Annotated in this window: 17 protein-coding genes and 1 tRNA gene; 5 read left to right on the top strand and 13 right to left on the bottom strand. The window is 71.2% G+C overall.

Going from position 1 to position 17,632, the window contains the following annotated elements:
• Positions 1 to 78: 78 nt before the first annotated feature.
• Positions 79 to 1,071, top strand: a complete 993-nt coding sequence (locus OG912_RS33590) for an AraC family transcriptional regulator (RefSeq protein WP_327712579.1) — start codon at positions 79 to 81, stop codon at positions 1,069 to 1,071.
• A gap of 408 nt (positions 1,072 to 1,479) precedes the next feature.
• Here the strand turns inward: OG912_RS33590 and OG912_RS33585 are convergent, their stop codons facing one another.
• Entirely contained in the window at positions 1,480 to 1,920 is a 441-nt protein-coding gene (locus OG912_RS33585; protein WP_327712578.1) for an ATP-binding protein, read from the bottom strand.
• A gap of 166 nt (positions 1,921 to 2,086) precedes the next feature.
• Here OG912_RS33585 and OG912_RS33580 point away from each other — a divergent pair, with 166 nt between their 5' ends.
• Both OG912_RS33580 and OG912_RS33575 read left to right on the top strand, forming a co-directional pair.
• Entirely contained in the window at positions 2,087 to 2,260 is a 174-nt protein-coding gene (locus OG912_RS33580; protein ID WP_327712577.1) for a hypothetical protein, read from the top strand.
• Positions 2,261 to 2,663: 403 nt separating this feature from the next.
• Positions 2,664 to 2,843 (top strand): hypothetical protein, encoded by a 180-nt coding sequence (locus tag OG912_RS33575; protein ID WP_327712576.1) that lies wholly within the window; start codon positions 2,664 to 2,666, stop codon positions 2,841 to 2,843.
• 29 nt (positions 2,844 to 2,872) lie between these two features.
• Here OG912_RS33575 and selB read toward each other — a convergent pair whose 3' ends face one another.
• The 3 genes from selB to OG912_RS33560 form a co-directional block, all read right to left on the bottom strand.
• On the bottom strand, positions 2,873 to 4,642 hold the full coding sequence (selB, locus tag OG912_RS33570; RefSeq protein WP_327712575.1) for a selenocysteine-specific translation elongation factor: 1,770 nt from the start codon (positions 4,640 to 4,642) through the stop codon (positions 2,873 to 2,875).
• Positions 4,643 to 4,644: 2 nt separating this feature from the next.
• The gene (selA, locus tag OG912_RS33565; protein WP_327712574.1) at positions 4,645 to 5,964 is read right to left on the bottom strand and encodes an L-seryl-tRNA(Sec) selenium transferase; all 1,320 of its coding nucleotides are present in this window, start codon (positions 5,962 to 5,964) and stop codon (positions 4,645 to 4,647) included.
• 23 nt (positions 5,965 to 5,987) lie between these two features.
• Positions 5,988 to 6,081: transfer RNA gene (locus tag OG912_RS33560), tRNA-Sec, on the bottom strand.
• Positions 6,082 to 6,137: 56 nt separating this feature from the next.
• Here OG912_RS33560 and selD point away from each other — a divergent pair.
• A complete protein-coding gene (gene selD / locus OG912_RS33555; RefSeq protein ID WP_327712573.1) occupies positions 6,138 to 7,181 on the top strand; it encodes a selenide, water dikinase SelD in 1,044 nt (347 codons plus the stop codon).
• 55 nt (positions 7,182 to 7,236) lie between these two features.
• On the opposite strand, the gene OG912_RS33550 is transcribed toward selD, so the two are convergent.
• The 9 genes from OG912_RS33550 to OG912_RS33510 form a co-directional block, all read right to left on the bottom strand.
• Positions 7,237 to 8,175 carry a penicillin-insensitive murein endopeptidase gene (locus OG912_RS33550; protein ID WP_327712572.1) on the bottom strand — a complete coding sequence of 313 codons (939 nt, stop codon included), beginning with the start codon at positions 8,173 to 8,175 and terminating at the stop codon, positions 7,237 to 7,239.
• Between the two features lie 34 nt (positions 8,176 to 8,209).
• Entirely contained in the window at positions 8,210 to 9,958 is a 1,749-nt protein-coding gene (locus tag OG912_RS33545; protein ID WP_327712571.1) for a glycoside hydrolase domain-containing protein, read from the bottom strand.
• 209 nt (positions 9,959 to 10,167) lie between these two features.
• The gene (locus OG912_RS33540; RefSeq protein ID WP_327712569.1) at positions 10,168 to 10,902 is read right to left on the bottom strand and encodes a D-Ala-D-Ala carboxypeptidase family metallohydrolase; all 735 of its coding nucleotides are present in this window, start codon (positions 10,900 to 10,902) and stop codon (positions 10,168 to 10,170) included.
• Positions 10,903 to 11,087: 185 nt separating this feature from the next.
• Positions 11,088 to 11,591, bottom strand: a complete 504-nt coding sequence (locus tag OG912_RS33535; protein ID WP_327712568.1) for a hypothetical protein — start codon at positions 11,589 to 11,591, stop codon at positions 11,088 to 11,090.
• Positions 11,592 to 11,663: 72 nt separating this feature from the next.
• Positions 11,664 to 11,852 (bottom strand): hypothetical protein, encoded by a 189-nt coding sequence (locus OG912_RS33530; RefSeq protein WP_327712566.1) that lies wholly within the window; start codon positions 11,850 to 11,852, stop codon positions 11,664 to 11,666.
• On the bottom strand, positions 11,853 to 12,770 hold the full coding sequence (locus tag OG912_RS33525) for a peptidoglycan-binding domain-containing protein (protein ID WP_327712565.1): 918 nt from the start codon (positions 12,768 to 12,770) through the stop codon (positions 11,853 to 11,855). It abuts the gene before it with no gap.
• A complete protein-coding gene (locus OG912_RS33520; RefSeq protein WP_327712564.1) occupies positions 12,767 to 13,315 on the bottom strand; it encodes a hypothetical protein in 549 nt (182 codons plus the stop codon). The genes OG912_RS33525 and OG912_RS33520 overlap by 4 nt, the downstream gene beginning before the upstream one ends.
• Complete coding sequence (locus OG912_RS33515; RefSeq protein ID WP_327712563.1) at positions 13,291 to 13,926, bottom strand: MauE/DoxX family redox-associated membrane protein; 636 nt, start codon at positions 13,924 to 13,926, stop codon at positions 13,291 to 13,293. The genes OG912_RS33520 and OG912_RS33515 overlap by 25 nt, the downstream gene beginning before the upstream one ends.
• Before the next feature lie 7 nt (positions 13,927 to 13,933).
• Positions 13,934 to 14,635, bottom strand: a complete 702-nt coding sequence (locus tag OG912_RS33510; protein WP_327712561.1) for a hypothetical protein — start codon at positions 14,633 to 14,635, stop codon at positions 13,934 to 13,936.
• Between the two features lie 655 nt (positions 14,636 to 15,290).
• Here OG912_RS33510 and OG912_RS33505 point away from each other — a divergent pair.
• Positions 15,291 to 17,285 (top strand): hypothetical protein, encoded by a 1,995-nt coding sequence (locus tag OG912_RS33505; protein WP_327712560.1) that lies wholly within the window; start codon positions 15,291 to 15,293, stop codon positions 17,283 to 17,285.
• The last annotated feature ends 347 nt before the right edge of the window (positions 17,286 to 17,632 follow it).

Raw genomic sequence — 17,632 nt, 5'->3', positions numbered from 1 at the left:
AGACGCTAGGCGTGACAGCCGAAACGTGCTTATCCTCAACGGCCATCAGATTTATCCTTTGGGGACATCGGAGGTCCGTTGAAACCACAGTCCCGATACGCGTCCCTCAGCGGCTACCTCGACCTGAGCCGCTCGGCCGGCATCGATCCGGCGCGGCTCATGCGGGCGAACGGACTCGATCCGGCGAGCATGAGCCTGCAGGACCGCTGGCTGCCCTCGGCCGCGGTGATCCGACTTCTCGAAGAGTCGGCGGCGGAGTCCGGACGTCAGGATTTCGGTTTGCGGCTCGGGGAGTTGCGTCGCTTCTCCAACCTCGGACCGCTGAGCCTGGTGATCCGGGAAGAACCCGATGTGCGCAGCGCCCTGCAGGTCCTCATCCGCTACGAGCACGTCTACAACGAGGCGCTGCGCCTGCACCTGTCCGAGGCCAACGGTTCTGCCGTCATCCGGGTCCGCCTGGAACCGGGCGAACACATGGAGACCAGGCAGTCCGTGGAACTCGCGGTGAACGTCCTGCACCGACTGCTGCGCGGGTTCCTCGCGCCCCACTGGCAGCCACTGGCCGTGTGCTTCACCCATGGACCGCCCGATGATCCATCCACCCATCAGCGGATCTTCGGTCCGGCCGTCACCTTCGACCACGCCTTCACGGGGATCGCCTTCGAGGCGGCAGACCTGAACGCGCCGAACCGGATGTCGGACCCGCAACTCCTCGCCTACGCACTTCAGTTCCTGGACGGCCTGGAGCCCTCAAAGGACACGACCGTGCTCGAGCGCGTCCGCGAGCTGATCGAGCTCCTGCTGCCCACCGGGCGCTGCTCGATGGAGCAGGTCGCCCGCAGCCTCGGCGTCGACCGCAGAACCGTCCACCGCCAACTTGCCCTGCACGGACAGACGTTCACCAGCGTCCTCAACGACACGCGGGCCGAGCTCGCCGTCCGGCTGCTGGAGAGCCGGCGATACTCGCAGACCGAGGTTGCCGAACTCCTCTCCTTCTCGGCGCCGAGCAACTTCTCCCGCTGGTTCCGCACTCGTTTCGGCTGCGCCCCCAGCCACTGGCCGACACATTAGGACCGACGCATCTCGGGACCCCGGGGCGCAACTCACCCTCTGTAGCGGCCAGTTCAGCGGCCTAGCCCACGAATCATTCGCGCACTGCCGCATCCTCCCGCCTGCGGTCGGCACCCCTCGTCACCCAAGGAACGACAACCGGACCTGCCGCCGAGGATTGTCCTGGTGGGCATCCACCAACGTCCGTTAAGGCAACCTCGGATTGCCGCAGACTGCGGGCTCCACGTCACAGGCCGGAGAAGGTGAAAGGGGCCTTCAAGCACTGGCTCCTGAGAGCGCGACGCACCCTCTCCACGATCCGCCCGGCACGGCCTGGCAACGAGCATGTCGGGCGGCACGGGCGTGAGGCGTGCGCCAGGTCGGACCGGGGCGCCCTTCCTCCAACTCCGGGTCGCTTCCGCCCGGACCTCAGCTGACGTCCCCGCCATGCCGAGGCTTCGGAGCACCTGGTGGCACGAAGCACGCGGTGACAGTCTTGCCCGATGCCTGCGGATGCGTGGCCCAGCCATCGGCGAGCGCATCGACGATGGCCAGTCCCCGCCCTCCGGTCGTCGTGAGGTCCTCGGACTGCTTGGCAGGAGGAACAGGGTCGGAGTCGTGGACACTCACGTGCAGGCAGTGGCTGTCCCAGGTGAGTACCAGCTGGGCGTCGCTGTGCGCGTGTATGTGCGCGTTGGTGATCAGCTCGGAGACACTGAGCAGTATGGCGTCCACCGTCTCGGGGGCGCTCCCGGTCCACTCCAGGGACATCAGGTGTTCCCGCGTCCACCGACGGCCGGCCCGCACGCCTTGCGACACCGGAAACGATTGCGCCCATCCAACTGCGCGCAGCGACGCGTCCTTCGCCATCGATCCTCCTCACTCCGCTCTCCTCCCTCTCCTACCCCCGGCTGCGAAGCACACCCCCGGAACCCCCACACACAGCCCGGTCGCCGTCTCGAAGCCAAGGCGGAATCGGGGTCTGCCCTTGGGATATCAGGGCACACGCACTGCACGCCTTCGAGAGGAGCACTCCATGCTCGGCATAGCCGCAGCCGTCCTGTTCGTCATCGCTTTCCTGATCAACGCAGCAGACATCACCACCAACGACGTCTTCTCCTCCGTGAACCTCATGCTCCTGGGTCTGGCACTTCTGGCCCTGCACATAGCGGGAATCGGAGCCGGCCGCCGCCCCTCCCGCAGACGCTGACGGCACCGGCGGGAACCCGGCGGAGGAGCGCGCCATCAGGGCTCCTCCCCCGCACCACGCAGAACGTGTCTCCCAACCCCGTAAAGGCAAATCCACCCCGGTACTTCAGCCGGACCTTGGTGTTCTGCATCGGCGAGCGCCCGTTCGACCAGGCGTGTGCCGACGGCCGGTCCGCCGGACGCACTGCGCTCCACGATGCGCGCGGCCGTCCGGCGCATGAGAGAGGTGGGGCGTGTTGCCGCTCCCTGTGCGGACGGGGAGGCCCCTTTGAGGGCCGAGGCGCTGTCATCGTGTGGTACCTCCGCGTGAACCGCGGACCGGCCGGGACCTTGGCGGTCCCGGCCGCCGCACGTCATGGCGCAAGGACAGAGTGCACGTGCCCGGCCTGCGGCGGAGCGGCGAAGTGCGATCCGGCCAGGGACCGGAGTTCGAGGAGTACAAGCAGTCCCAGCCACCGCCCCGACGCGAAGTGAGCGCGACGATGCCATGGGACCGCGACGATGCCTACAACTTCGCCCTTACCAGGAACGGCGGGCTCATCGGCATGTGCTCGGCATACCGCGGCGCCGAACCCCAAGGCTGACTACATGGGGTACCGGCTGCACCCTGCCGTCACGCCGACCGCCGCTGGTGCGTGCACCGGCGGCGCTTGTCAGGAAGCACCTGGGTGATGCCCTGACCGTCACAGTGCTCCAGCAGGGGAACGGTGACGCGTCGGCTGGTGTCCAGGGCGCGACTCGCCGTTCCCACGGTGAACGGTTGGTCGAGTTCGCTCAGCCGGTCGGCCGCCAGTCGGGGGGCGTCCGGCAGCAGCACCACGTGCTCCGCGAGCCGCAGTACCGCTCCGTGGCGCACCGCCGCGGCGAGCTCACGGCGGCCGAAGCCGAGTTCCAGGAGCCGCTGGGCGTTGGGGGCGGCGAAGGGCCGCCCGTCGAGTTCAGCGGTGAGCCGGCGCACCGCGTCCGCCACAGGGGCAGGCTGTGCCGTGGGCCCGGCGGTCACGCGCCCGCGGCTCATCCGCAGGGGCGGCGTGACCAGTGCCTCAACGAGGGAGACCGCGGGCAGCCCCAGACGATGTCGGGCGGCCTCCACCGGTATGCCGTCCTCGGTGGGCCGCTCGGAGAGGTACGCCGCCACCAGTTCGGCCAGCCGGGCGCGCAGGGTGGTCCAGTGTGCAGGGTCGGCGAGCCAGTCCCCCACGACAGGCGCGGTGTGGACTGCCACCCCCATCGCGGTCAACTGCCCCCGCCTGACCAGAAGTCGGCGCCGCAGCTCGGCGGCCTCGGCCGGCGCGCCGTGGGCGTCGCCCAGCTCGGCGGCCCGCCGTGCCGCCGCGCCGCGGCGCCGCAGTTCCGGCGGCTGGGGGTCGAGCACCGTCAGACCGGCGAGCACCCGTCGCAGGCCGGGATCGCGCAGCACCGCGCGGTCGCCGATGCGCAGCGGCAGTGGTTCCGGCAGGGTCAGGCGGACGAGGTCCGGACCGAGCGTCCGTACGCGCACGGGCACCGCCGCCGAGCCGATGTGGGCGACAGCGGTGCGGGGCAGTTCTGTGGCAGGTGTTCCGCCGTGTACGCGCACGTCGCAGCTCAGGCAGGGGAGGAAACTGTCGGGTGTGAGGAGGGCGTCACCACGGCCCGTCGACTCCTTTTCGAGGCCTCGGAGGTTGACGGCGACGCGGGCGGTGGCCCGCACCAGGGTGGTCTCCTCGCCGAGGGCCTGCAGCCCTCTGACGCGCACGGGGCTGCCGGAGCGTGCGGTCACCAGGACGTCGCCCCTGCGGATCCGCCCCGCCCCGAGGGTGCCGGTGACCACCAGCCCGCTGCCGCGCACGGTGAAGGACCGGTCGATCCACAGCCGCACCAGGGATTCGGCGTCCCCGTCCGGCAGCCGCGCGACCAGCCGGTCGAGGGCGGCGCGCAGCTCGGCGATTCCCGCGCCGGTGCGGGCGCTGACGGCCACGGCCTCGACGCTGCCGAGGGTGCTGGACCGGATCCGGTCCCGTGCCTGCACCGTGGCCGGACCGGGGTCGGCCATGTCGCAGCGGGTGATGACGAGCAGTCCGTGCCGTACGCCGAGGGCGTTCACGGCGGCGAGGTGTTCGGCGGACTGGGGCTTCCAGCCTTCGTCGGCGGCGACGACGAACAGCACCGCGGGCACGGGTCCCACGCCGGCCAGCATGGTGGGCACGAACCTCTCGTGTCCGGGGACGTCGACGAACGCCAGCCGTTCGCCCGATGGCAGATCCGTCCATGCGAAGCCCAGGTCGATGGTCAGGCCACGGCGCCGCTCCTCCGCCAGCCGGTCGGGGTGGGTGCCGGTCAGCGCGTGGATCAGTGTGCTCTTGCCGTGGTCGACATGCCCGGCCGTCGCGATGACCCGCATGTTCACCGCCCCGCCGCGCGAAGCACCGCGGCGAGGATGTCGCTGTCGGACTCCTCCGGTACGCACCGGAGGTCCAGCAGCAGCCGGCCGCGCACCACCCGCCCGAGCACGGCCGGTTCACCGGTGCGCAGGGATTCTGCCAGGTTGTCGGGGATGCTGAGCGCACAGGACGGCAGAACGGTCCCGGGCGCACCGCCTCCTCCGACCACCGCCTCGTGGGGTACGACGCGCACGTCCAGGCCTCGGCGGGCAGCCTCCTCGGCCAGGCGCAGCGTGCGGATGCGCAGCTGCGGCAGCGGCATGTGCACGGCTGTGTGCACGGGAGGTTCGGGACCGCGCAGTGTCGCTTCCAGCGCGGCCAGGGTGAACTTGTCCACGCGCAGGGCTCGGGCCAGCGGATGGCGGCGCATCCGTTCCACGACGGCGGCCACGCCGAGGACCAGCCCGGCTTGCGGCCCGCCGAGCAATTTGTCCCCGCTGGCGGTGACCAGGGTGGCCCCGTCGCGCAGGGCCGTGGCCGCGTCGGGCTCGTCCGGCAGCACCGGGTCGGGAGCGAGGAGGCCGGAGCCGATGTCGACGACGACGGGAAGGCCGAGGGACGCCAGTTCCTCGGTTTCCACTCCCCCGGTGAAGCCGCTCACCGTGAAGTTCGACGGGTGGACCTTGAGGATGAAACCTGTGTCCGGGCCCGCGGCGTCCGCGTAGTCGCCGAGACGGGTCCGGTTGGTGGTGCCGACCTCGCGTATCCGTGCGCCGCAGGAGACCAGCAGTTCGGGTATCCGGAATCCGTCGCCGATCTCGACGAACTCGCCCCGGCTGAGCAGGATGTCGCGCCCCGGGGCCAGCGTCACCGCCGCCAGGGCCAGGGCGGCGGCTCCGTTGTTGACCACGTGCACCGCCTCCGCGGCCGGCACCGCTTCCCGCAGGGCGGCCATGGCGCCGCGGCCGCGTGGCGCCCGTCTGCCGGTGCTCAGGTCCAGCTCGACGTCCGTGTATCCGCCTGCCGCCGCCACGGCCTCCAGTGCGGACCGCGACAGCGGGGCCCGTCCCAGGTTGGTGTGCAGTACGACGCCGGTGGCGTTGTGCACGGGCCTCAGTCCGCCTGTGTGTGCGGGGAGCGCGGCGAGTGCGGCGTGGACCGCGTCGCCCGGTCCGATCCGTCCTTCGCGTACGAGTTGTTGGGCGGTACCGACCGCGGCCTTGACGAGCGGCCTGCCCAGCCGTGCGGATGCCTCGCTCAGCCGGGGGTCGCCGAGGAGCACCGTGGTGCTCGGCACCTGCCTCCGGATGTCCGCGGGCGGCTCGTCCGTCTTGTCCGCCACCCGTGCCACCCCGATCGAAGTCAGCGGAGGCGGACGGGAATCGAACCCGCCTGGCCCGGTTCCCGGACCACACCGATTTTGAAGATCGGGAGGGGCACCAGCCCGCCCAACGCCTCCGGAGCAAGATTGTGGTCCCCGCACACTGCTGGGGCAAGGGGTGAAAGGATCGCCGTATGACGACAGTTGGCCCCGCCGCCGTACCGGCCGCGCCCGTGCGGTTGACCCAGTTCGCACACGGAGGCGGCTGCGCCTGCAAGATTCCTCCGGGGGAACTGGAGGCGATGGTCGCGGGACTGCTGCCGCCCGGGAACCCCGGGCAGGCCCTCGGCGGCAACAAGAACCGGCTGCTGGTCGGACTCGACGACGGTGACGACGCCGCCGTGGTGCTCACCGGTGACGGCACGGCCCTGGTGTCGACGGCCGACTTCTTCACACCCGTCGTCGACGACGCCCGCGACTGGGGCCGGATCGCCGCGGCCAACGCCCTGTCCGACGTCTACGCGATGGGCGGCCGGCCCGTCGTCGGGCTCAACCTGCTGGGCTGGCCCCGTGACGTACTGCCCGCGGAGCTGGCCCGGGAGGTCCTGGCGGGAGCGCTCGAAGTGGCCCGCGAAGCCGGCTGCTTCGTCGGCGGCGGCCACAGCATCGACAGCCCGGAACCGCTCTACGGGATGGCCGTGACGGGCCTGGTGGACCCGGACCGGCTGCTGCGCAACGACGCCGGCCGGCCGGGCGTGCCGCTGACCCTGACCAAACCGCTGGGCGTCGGCATACTCAACAACCGCCACAAACGGACCGGCGAGGTCTTCGCACACGCCGTCGCCACCATGACAATGCTCAACGACAGGGCAGCCGCGGCTGCCCTGGAGGTCGGCGCCGTGTGCGCCACCGATGTGACCGGATTCGGGCTGCTCGGCCATCTGCACAAGCTGGCCAGGGCCAGCGGCGTCACGGCCGTGGTGAACGCCGCCGCCGTCCCCGTGCTCGACGGCGCCCGGGAGTCCCTGCGGGCCGGGTACGTCAGCGGCGGCACCCGGCGCAACCTCGACTGGGTGCGCCCGCACCTTGACGCGGGACGGGCGAGCCAGGACGAGCTGCACCTGCTTGCCGACGCACAGACCTCCGGCGGGCTGCTGATCGCCGGGGAGGTACCCGGACATCTGGTCATCGGGGAACTGGTTCCCGCCGTGGCCGGCACCACACTGGTGATCCGCTGAGCGCTGCGGACGGCCGCGGGTCCGCGGGCGAGGCCCGGGTCCCGCGGCCGGGCCGCTACCGGTAGCGGATGTGCAGGTGGTTGTCGTGGTTGGCGTAGCTCGTGGTCAGCCCTTCCGAGATCAGCTGCGGGTCGTTGAAGAAGATCAGCTGGACGTGGCCGGGGGCCTTCGCGCGGATCTCCTGCACGAGCCTGCGGGTGGCCGCCCGGTCGTACGTGCTCGACTGCCAGGTGATGCGCCCCGCGGTGCACTGCGCCGAGTCGGTGCGGGCGGGCCACACGTCGATGTCCATCCCGACTTCGTGGCTGCCGTGGCCGGGAATGTCCCCGCCGTGCTCGAAGCCGGCGTCGCCCACCGGCAGTCTGCCGTTCCCTGTGGCGGCGAAGGTGGCGGCGGCGGCCTCCAGCTGGCCGACGGCGCCGGCTGTCGCCCAGTGGGCACCCGTGTTGCCGTCGGGGCTCTGTGCGCACATCGTGCTGCCGCCGAAGTCGATGTTCTCGTAGTGCCACAGCAGGTTCTGCCAGGTGGTCGGCCCGACGACGCCGTCCGCGCTGATCCCCGCATGGGACTGGAAGGCACGGACGGCGGTGCCGGTGGCGGGTCCGAATGCCCCGTCGGCCGAGAGTCCGGCGCCCCGCTTGGCGTTGAGCAGCGACTGGAGGGCTGCCACCGCAGGCCCGTTGTCACCCTGGCGGACGGTGATGGCGAGGGCGCCCCAGGTAGCGGGCCCCACAACGCCGTCCGCGGTCAGGCCTTTGGACTGCTGGAAGCCCACCACGGCGCTCTGCGTGCCCGAGCCGAAGGCGCCGTCCACCGCCACGGAGCGGCCGTGCGCGGCAAGCAGGTGCTGCAGCGCGACGACGTCGGAACCCCGGTTGCCGTTGCTGGTCAGCGGGAACGCCGCCTGCGGGAAGGCCTGCGCGGGGACGCCAAGCCCGAGGAACAGGCCCGTCAGAGCAGTGAACAGCGTGATGATGCGTGCGAGTCGTCTCACGGTCTCTGCCTCACATTCCTGTTCATTCGCCCGCTCACTTTCCGGACTGGAGGGCGCCCCAGGTGGCGGGGCCGACGATGCCGTCGGCGCCCAGCCCGCGCGAGGACTGGTAGTCGCGTACGGCCTGGGCGGTGCCCGAGCCGAAGACGCCGTCGATGGCCACCGTCCGGCCGAGCGCGGCGGTCAGGGCGCGCTGGAGCCGGGTGACGGCCTCGCCCGTCGAGCCGCTCTGGACGGTCGGGGTGGATCCGCGGGACAGCAGGGCCGTCCAGGTCTTCGCGCCGACCACACCGTCCGCCGTGAGCCCCTTGCCGGCCTGGAAGTTCCGGGCGGCGGCGGTCGTGTCGGGCCCGAAAATCCCGTCGGGGGTACCCGGGTCGAATCCGGCGGCCTTGAGCAGGCACTGGGCGGCCTTGACCCGGTCTCCGGTCGAGCCGCTCCGGACGGTGGAGTACGCGGTGAAGTCGAGGTTCGCCCCGCTGCAGCCGGGTGTGGGCGTGGAGCCGTTGCCGACGTCCAGGTAGTCGCGGTCGATGTTGATCGAGTAGCCGCCGTAGGACTCGGTGACCTCACCCGCGTACTGGTGGATCCGCTGGTGGTTGGACCAGTAGGAGGACGGCACGTAGGAACCGGTGTTGGTGTCGGCGGCGCCGTTCCACCACGCGTAGAAGAGGTGGTCGACGCGTGTGTAGGCGCCGTTGTTGTACTCGGCGGCGGCGTCCTTGATGCCGGAGGCGGCGCTGGAGTAGAAGCCCGACAGGTAGCCGCTGCTGTGCAGCCGTTCGGTCCAGCCGGACAGGTACGACAGCACGGACGCCTTGCAGGAGGCCGTGGAGGTGTACGCCTCGATGTCGCTGTAGATGGCGCTGCCCGCCGGGATGCCGAGGTTCGACGCGGCGGTGATGGCACCGGCGGCCGCGGTGACGCCCTGGGACTTGGCCGTGGCCGGGTCGGTGGACATCTTCAGCGAGTAGCTGGTGCAGGGGGCCTGGCGGCCGACGTCGATGGGGAACAGACGCCATCCGTTGGCGGTCTGGCTGGTCACCCAGCTCGCCGTCAGATTCGGCTGGGCGCAGCCGCGGAAGGATCCGCTGATGTAGACGCCGACCGCGCTGTACGGCGAACTCGCCTGCCAGGCGTTCATCGCGGCCTGCGAGGGAGCGGCGCAGGCGTCGAAGCCCTTGCCCTGGTAACTGCCGGGTTGCGGTCCGGCCGCGGCCAGGGGGGTGGCATCTGAGCGCTGGGCCGCGCCCGGCAGCGCGGTGCGCTCGGCGCCCTCGGTCAGCTCGGCGGAGGCGAGAACGCCGCGTACGAGGTTCTCCGTCTCCGCTGTGTGGGCGGCGGTCACGAGGACGCCGGCGTCCTCGACCGCGATCTGGATGGTGTCGTTGCTGGAAGCGGCGGACGGGGCGATGGCCTTGCCGCGCTGGGTCCGTGCGGTCGCCGCCGTCGCCTGCCCGGCGGAGCGGGCGGTGATGGGCTCCACGACGATGCCCGCCGAACGGCCGACGACTCCGGCGGGGCAGTCGTTCTGCTCGGCGGGCTCACCCAGGTAGACGGCGGGTCTGTCGAACCGGAGGCAGGCACGCGGGTTCTCGGCCAGATCGACCACCTGCCAGTCGGCGGGCACCTCGATGCGGTAGCCGTGGTAGGTGACGCTCCGCAGGCTCTCGGGCTGGGAATCTGCCTGGGCGGGAACGGGGGCGGCGAACGCGCCGGTACCGGCGAGCACCGCCAGCAGGGCAGTTCCGGCGCGGGCACGCCAGGGGATCCGGGAGGACATCGGTTCACTCCTACTCGAATGCGGGGGGGAGAGTGAGGGGCAGCGGCTCAGCAGGTCTGCTCCGGTCCGTCCACGGCGGTGCCTGCCCGTGGACGAACCGGAGCCTGATCGGCCGCGCACCCTGCGGCCGGTACGGGCCCGCCTTCCCCGGGCCGGACTCCGGCCCCGGGAAGGCGGGCTGCTGTGCGGGTACGGTGGCGACGTGCCGGTCAGACCCCGCAGTTGGGGGCTGACCAGGAGCGGCTGGTGCTGCCATCCACGTGGGTGTGGTCGTTGTGGTTCGGGTAGCCGGGGCCGTAGATGCCGCCGAAGCCGTGCGAGCGAGCCCGCTGGGCGAGTGCGCAGAACGACGGGCTGCCGATCAGGTCGGCGGCGTCACCGTAGAGGTGCCTGCTGTTCGACACACCGCCCGCCGCATTGTTGCAGGCCGTGGAGCGGAATCCGCTCGACACGACGATGGGCACGTCTCCCATCGCGTGCCGCAGTGCCTCCAGCTTCCACATCGTGCGCAGGCCGTTGGACTTGGCCGTCGCGGCGCTCACCGCACCACCGGACCAGTCGGAGTTGCAGTTGTTCAGCTCGGCGTAGGTGAAGTGGATGGGGGTGCAGTCCGGGTCCTGCAGTGCGTAGATCTTGCTGAACGTCTGGGAGCCCGCGATGCCGTCCGCTCCGAGTCCGTACGCCTGCTGGAACTTGATGACCGCGGCCTTGGTCCGCGGGCCGAAGTTGCCGTCGACGGAGAGGATCTCGCCGTAGTCGACATGCCCGGCCACCCGGATCTGCAGCTGGGTCACGTCGGCTCCCGACATGCCTTCCAACAGCGTGCGGCCCCAGCTGTAGCACTCGTCGGCCTGGGCAGGGCCGGCGGTGGCCAGCACTCCCCCTACCGATGCAGCCATGATCATGACAAATGCGAGAGCGAGTTGGATCGTACGCCTCAACATGGCGCCTCCGTTGTGAGTCCTTCCCGATTCCCCGCTAGAGGGTTGAGGCGAGTTTGGCCTCCCCCTGCGTGACGTGTCCACACCATCACCATCTGCCACAGGACCAGACCTACGGCACAACCGGCCTGCAGACGCCACCTGGCGCGATGAGGTGCCCGGCTCCTGGCCGAGGCAGGGCGAAGCCACTACCGCCAGACCCCGCAGGCGGCAGCGGCCATCAGCACGGAGCACACGACGGTCATGCCGCTCAGCCGCTCCGCGAGGCGGTCGTCCCAGCACTCCCCGTCTCCGGAGAGCCTGCGCAGGGCCGGGGTGAGTGCCCGGCCGGCTCCGAAGCCGAGTCCGGCGGCCAGGGCGGGCGCGTAAGAGCCCCCGGACAGCAGCACTGCTACCGCCATCGCGTACGGCGCACTCGCCGAGACGTAGGTGCGCACGCCCGTGCCGAGCTCGAAGCCGAACTGCAGTGCTCCGCGCGCAAGATGACGCCGCAGGACGTCCTGCGGTATCTGCCGGGCGTTCTGCGGCAGCCGCAGCGACAGCTTGCCCGCGTCACGCAACGCGGCGAGCAGCGCGACAGCCACGATCAGCCCTTGCCGCACGCCGACCGGAAGCGGCGTGAAGAGACCGGATACGAGCCACAGCACCCCGGCCGAAAGCACCCCTCCGGCCAGCAGACCACAGGTGAACACGCCGAGGACCAGCGCCTGTCTGTACGTTGCCCGCCAACCTGGCGAGGCCAGCGCGAAAGCGCTGTTACGCGTTCAAACGGAGCCGGAGAGCGAGTAGCCGGCCAGACCACCGGTGATCGCCCAGGTCAGCACGGGGGCGTGGAGGACGGCGGCGATCACCGCGATCCCCAGGGCCGCCACGGGCAGAACGGGGTCGGTGAGCAGCACCCGTACGGCACGGGCGCCGCTCGGCCGGTCCGCGGGACGGACGGACTCGCCCACCTAGACCGTCCCGGTCAGTGTGAGCCAGGTGTTCGGGCCGACCACTCCGTCGGCGGTCAGGCCGTGCAGGGACTGGAACGAGACGACGGCCTGCCGGGTGAGCGAACCGAAGTTGCCGTCGACGGTCAGTGCGGAACCGTGCTTGTTGAGCTGCCGCTGCGCGCCCCGTACGCCATCGTTCACGTCTCCTTGGCGCACGGTGACCACCAGGACCGGCCAGGTCGCCGCGCTGACGCTTCCCGTGGGGCTGAGTCCGTTCGCCGACTGGAACGCCTCGACCTGCGCCTCGGTGTCCGTACCGAAGATGCCGTCGACATCCGTGGGATGCCCGTGGTGGGTGAGCAGATGCTGGATGGTGAAGACGTCGGGCCCGGTGGCACCGCTGCCGATGGTCGGCCAGGTGACGGAGCCGGGGCAGTCGCAGTCGGTGGTCCAGCGGCAGATGGACTTCACCCAGCCGGAGCCGGTGTTGCGGTACCCGTCGTGGCACCGCCTCTCGATACCGCAGCCGCAACTGCCGCAAGCCGCGCTGTAGCGCCACAGCCAGCCGTCGTAGGTACCGGCGTAGCACTGGTTGGGCCGCAGGGTCCAGGTGACTCCGTCCGTCCGGTGGAAGCCGGTGTTCGTCCCCGAGGTCACGCACGCGTCGGCATAGATGGTGCTGGGCCCGCAGCCCGGGGAGCAGTTGTGGTCCTCGGCGTAACTCGGGCATGCACCGGTCCAGATGTCGTATCCGTCGGCGTACGCCTCCCGGGCGGCGGAGAACACTCCCAGCGCGGCGAAGCCCGCGGCGGTCGCCGCCTGCAGCACGGTGCGCCTGGACGGCGCGAAGGCGGGAAGGGCCCCGCGCCCGGTCCGGGAGCGGCGGCCACCGCTCCCTGAGCGGCGCAGCGTGGGCACGTCCTGCAGTGAAGTCACGGCCGGCTCCTCGGCGTTGCGGGTGCGATGTCGTCGAGCAGCCGCAGCAGCGCGGTGGGTGAACCGAGCGGCTCGGAACGCACGATCCGGAGTTCCGGATCGATGGCCACCGCGTAGGGGGTGGCGGGGATGTCGTAGGCCGTGAACAGCTCCGGACGGTGGTCCCTGACCGGGACGGCGCCGTCGCCGGCCTGCGGCCCGGCGCCCGCGTAGAGCCCGAGTACCTGCGGGGCGGCCGCGTCGCTCTGGCGGACCGTCCAGGCACCGGCCTCGGCGAGCACCTGGCCGCAGGTGCGGCAGTCCGCGTCGAGGAAGAGCAGCAGCGCGGCGCGGCCCGGTGTCAGGAGGCCGTCGAGCCCTGCCGGATCGGGCCGGGTCGCATCGAGCCCGGGCGCCTGTGCGCCGGGGGCGATGCCCACCCGCCCGGGGCGGTGCGGCTGCGTTCGTGACAGCTGGTGCACCTGCCTGATGAGCCCCGAGACGACCAGCGCGAGCAGCGCGATCGCCGCCCACGAGGCAATCAGGGCGCTGGTGGTGAAGTCCATCGCGTTGGCACTCCTTCGGCGGTCCGGTGCACGGTGGCCCTGTCCTGCTGGTGAGCAGTGGCCCTGGTCGGCGGGTGGACGGAGGCTGGGGTCGGCTCGTGCATGGCAGCGGGCAGGTACCACAGCAGCGTTGTGCAGGCGGGAGCCGCGAGCAGCAGAGTGATCAGCTCCGCCGTGGAGAGGCGTACGGGGCCGGCCCCGACGACGGCGGCGCCGCTCATCGCGAACACGGCGAGGGCCGCGGCCCGCCGGGTCACCCAGCGGCTCAGGGGCACATCCTGGCCGGAACAGCCGCACGGCCCTCCACGGCCGAGGGCGAGGACGTGACGCGTATAGCCGGCGTAGAGCGCGAAGACGGCGGCTCCCGCGACGAGTACGGCCTGCAGCCCCCGCTGGTGACCTGTAACGAGCGCGGCCGCGCCGGCCGCCCCCAGGACACCCTCCGCGACCGGCAGCACGACGGCCGCCGACCTGCGGAACCGCGGACCCAGCACGCCGTGCGCCCACAGCGCGTCGCCCAGGGCAGCCGGACTGGCGGCATGGGAGCCCGCACCCATGAGCAGGGTCAGGATGACGAGGGAGGCGGTCAGCCCGCCGCAGAAGCCGATCACCGGCGGATCACCCGGTGTGCCGCAGCGTGAGTCGCCCGACGAGTTCGGGCACCCTCTCGACGGGAGTCGACGCCAGTGGCACCACCGTGGCCCAGATCGCGGTGGAGGAGAGCACGAAGAACGGGCTGCCGTCGGAGAGCGTGTCGCGGAAAAGCTCGCCGGACGCGACCGCCACCCCCTTCCAAGGCGGGAGCTGGGCGGTGTGCTCCTTCGTGCGCCGCGACAGCTCCAGCAGCCCGAGGCCGGGTACCTCCTTGATCAGCGTCGCGGGACGCGCGAAGGCGCTTCCGGCCGAGGGGTCCGGCTGGAGGGTGAGCCCGTACTCGCTCTCCCCGATACGCACCGACCGGAGCAGCCCGAGCACCTCGGCCACGCCCATGCCGTACAACCGGGTCACGAGTGAGTGGCGCTCGCCACGCCACACGACGAGCGACGGCCGCTCCACGAGCCCCGAGCGCGGCTCGCGCTCGACCGACCGGAAGATGCGCAGCGCGCCCTTCTGGAAGGTGAGCTCGGATTCGGGTGACCCGATACCCAGGGAGGCGGCGACATCGTCCCCCAGAGAGGCCGGGCCGGCGGTGAATTCGACCAGCCGGCCACCGGCCAGGACCTCGACAGCCGAAGTGCACGGCGCCTGGAGGTCGATGTCGCCCTCCAAGTGGTACGTCCCACCATCGAGTGCGCGATGAGTGGCGAACGATGCGGCCATGTGCATCCTCCCGGGGGCAGGGGGTCTGATGTGACACCGCAGCCGCTGAGGAAGCTAGACATAAGTCATGCCCCTGTCAATCCCTTGGGGTCGCCCAGAGCCGACGAAGCCGAGCCGGCTCGTCGCCTGAACGAGGCGTGCCCGCGCCGTGGTTCGGGGCGCGCAGCCGTGTCCGCGCTGGGTCTCTATCGTGCGAGAGTTGCCTGGGCTGCGCGCGCAAACGCCTCCCGCGCATCCAGGAAGGCACGCTCACCACCAGGGGACCTGGCGACTACTCCAGTTCGCCGTGTGGGCCAACGTCCCAGCGCTCTCCACGAAGGCCGGAGGGCCCTCCGACTCGAGCAGCGAGAAGACTCGCAGAGCTGTGCGCCATGAGGCGTCGTGATTCCGAAGTTGGGTGAGAGATCTACTCGGCCGTTCTGTCATAGCAGACGGTTAGAGCTGAGGGCAGCCTGATCCGGGAAGTGCCGGTGAGGGTGGGAGCAGCCCTGACAACGACGAGACGGACTGGTACTGGCAGACGCTCAGTCCCGGCCGCGACCTCGAATGCGGCAGCCGGGGGATCGCTGAGGCGTGTCCGGCGTGGACGGTCCTGTACCGGCCGGCACTGACCGAGAGTCTGTTTTGTCATATTTTCTCAACGGAAGGCTGCTTCATGCCGCGCTCACGCATCGGCACGTTCGTCACCTCTCTGGCACTCGTCCTCGGCGTCCTGATGACCTGCGCCGTGGCGGTTCTGCCCCGTGCGAAGGCGGATGAGGTGCCGCCCTCCGAGCCGTTCGCCGCCGTGCAGTACGGCACGAACGGCTGCATCGAGGTCGGTGTACGGGAGACCCAGCCCAAGCCGTACGCGGCCCCCGAGAGTTACGACCCGACCGCCCACGCCTACCCGGACTTCGGCTACGACCCGGCCGGCCTCGGCTTCACCGTCACCAACGGCACCAACGCCTGCCGCTACAACTTCCGCGATGCCACCGGAACGACGGTGATCGGCTCCGCCTACTGCGTCCAGTGGGCGCAGGGCCAGCGCACCGGGACCGGCTATGACCCGGAGCCGGCCGGAACCATCCGCAACGCGGGCTACGTCCAGCGCATCCTGCAGGAGTACTGGCCCGCCACGGACCTGCCCGCGGTGCCCTCCACCAATGCGACGGTGGCCAACCGTCAGCGCTCGGGCACGGTAGCGATGGCCATCCACTACTTCACCGACGGCATCGTGATGCCGCCGGACTACCAGGACAAGGCGCTCTACGAGGTCGTGCAGAAGATCGTCACCGACGTGCTGGCCGCCGGCCCGGCCCCAGCCGCCGCCGATCCCACCCCAACGATCGAGGGCCCCGACGGCGGCGCGGCCGGAGAGCTGATCGGCCCGTTCACCATCGGTGCCAACGCGACCGGTCCGGTCACCGTCACCGTCGAGGGCGCCGAAGCGTTCACCGACGCCGCGGGCACCCAGCCGTTCACGAGCGGGGGCACCGTCGCTCCCGGTGGCCTGCTCTGGCTGCGTTCGGTCACGCCCGCCTCCGCAACCCTGGCCGCCACCGGGCCGGTGACGGCACAGATCGGCACCCTCATGAAGGGCGACCCCGCCTACAAGGTGCAGGCGATGATGCTCGCCGAGGCACTGCCGCTCAAGGGCAAGTCGGCCGTGACCGTGGACATCGCGGCCGGCGACCCGCCCCGGATGACCAGCGAGGTCTCCGCTGCCACGCTCACCACCGGTGAGACCGTCACCGACACCGTCATCGTTTCCGGCCTCACCGGGAATGGCTCGCTCGACATCACTCTCTACGGGCCCCTGAGCGCGGTGAACGGTGGCTGCGCCGACGTCGACTGGACCGGCACACCGCCCGTCGCGCGTCGCTTCGACTCGGTGACGCTGACCGGTTCCGACCGCACCACCACGCCGGAACAGACCATGGACGAGCCGGGCTGCTACTCCTTCGGCGCCACCTTGGACCCGGCCGTCGGCGAGGACGTCTCCTTCGCCCCGGGCGAACCGCACGAGACGTTCCTGGTCGAGCCCCGGTACGTACCGCCCGTTCTCTCCGTCACCACCCGGGCGTCTGCCACCACCGTGCAGGCGGGCGACAGTGTGAGCGACGACGTCACGGTGTCCGGCCTGCCCGGCAGCCGCACGCTGACCGCCGCCGTCACGCTCTACGGACCCCTCGCGCCCGGCGCCGACGGCACCTGCGCCGGCATCGACTGGTCCGCGCCGGACCTGCCGGTGGCGGCCCGCCTCACCCCCCTGGTGTTCACCTCGGACGGTACGAAGACGACCGACGCCGCACACCCAGAAGCCGCCGGTTGCTACAGCTTCGACGCCGAGGTGACTCACGACGCCCTGACCGGCGGCCAGGTGCCCGTGGGCCATGGCCTCGGCCTTCAGGCGGAGACCGTCCTCGTGAAGGCCGGGCCCAGTCCGACCCCCACTCCGACCCCGACCCCCACTCCGACCCCGACCCCCACTCCGACCCCGACGCCGACCCACACGGGCCCCGTTCCACCGCACCCGCACCCCCACCCGCACGACATGCTCCCCGACACCGGCAGCGGTGACCGCCCGTTGGGCCTACTCGCCGCCATCGCGGTCTGCTGCGTCGGGCTCGGCACTCTGCTGATGATCCGCCGGCGCCGCCAAGGATAGGACAACGACACGAAGGCGTCGGGGTCCTCCCCCGACGCCTTCGAAGCGCGCCGGCGGTCGTGCCGCCGGGCGTTCGCCGTTGCCGGCGTCCGCACGCCCACATCCCCACTCCGGAGGAGCCGCAGCACGGGGACGACAGCCCTTGGAGAAAGCCCCGGCCGGTCGGGGGAGGACAGCCGGGGCGGTAGAGGGTGGACAGGGGTGGGCAGTTGCCAGTAGACGGCGGATCTCGGCCGGGGTGAGGTCCACGAGGTCGGGCGGGAGGGTGGCCGGAAGCCGGCCATTGAGGGTGAGCATGGAGCGACGGCCGCAGCCGGGGCCGGTTCCCGCGCCGTCTCGCCGGTGAA

The sequence above is a fragment of the Streptomyces sp. NBC_00464 genome (assembly GCF_036013915.1).
In the GTDB taxonomy this organism is placed as follows: domain Bacteria; phylum Actinomycetota; class Actinomycetes; order Streptomycetales; family Streptomycetaceae; genus Streptomyces.
The sequence above is the reverse complement of the archived record's forward strand: the minus strand, read 5'-3'. Positions and strand labels throughout refer to the sequence as shown.

What these genes read in the sequence shown, in the direction of transcription:
- OG912_RS33585 (WP_327712578.1), bottom strand. Translation starts at nt 1,920, where the DNA reads ATGGCGAAGGACGCGTCGCTGCGCGCAGTTGGATGGGCGCAATCGTTT.
- OG912_RS33580 (WP_327712577.1), top strand. Translation starts at nt 2,087, where the DNA reads ATGCTCGGCATAGCCGCAGCCGTCCTGTTCGTCATCGCTTTCCTGATC.
- selB (WP_327712575.1), bottom strand. Translation starts at nt 4,642, where the DNA reads ATGCGGGTCATCGCGACGGCCGGGCATGTCGACCACGGCAAGAGCACA.
- selD (WP_327712573.1), top strand. Translation starts at nt 6,138, where the DNA reads ATGACGACAGTTGGCCCCGCCGCCGTACCGGCCGCGCCCGTGCGGTTG.
- OG912_RS33545 (WP_327712571.1), bottom strand. Translation starts at nt 9,958, where the DNA reads ATGTCCTCCCGGATCCCCTGGCGTGCCCGCGCCGGAACTGCCCTGCTG.
- OG912_RS33540 (WP_327712569.1), bottom strand. Translation starts at nt 10,902, where the DNA reads ATGTTGAGGCGTACGATCCAACTCGCTCTCGCATTTGTCATGATCATG.
- OG912_RS33520 (WP_327712564.1), bottom strand. Translation starts at nt 13,315, where the DNA reads ATGGACTTCACCACCAGCGCCCTGATTGCCTCGTGGGCGGCGATCGCG.
- OG912_RS33510 (WP_327712561.1), bottom strand. Translation starts at nt 14,635, where the DNA reads ATGGCCGCATCGTTCGCCACTCATCGCGCACTCGATGGTGGGACGTAC.
- OG912_RS33505 (WP_327712560.1), top strand. Translation starts at nt 15,291, where the DNA reads ATGCCGCGCTCACGCATCGGCACGTTCGTCACCTCTCTGGCACTCGTC.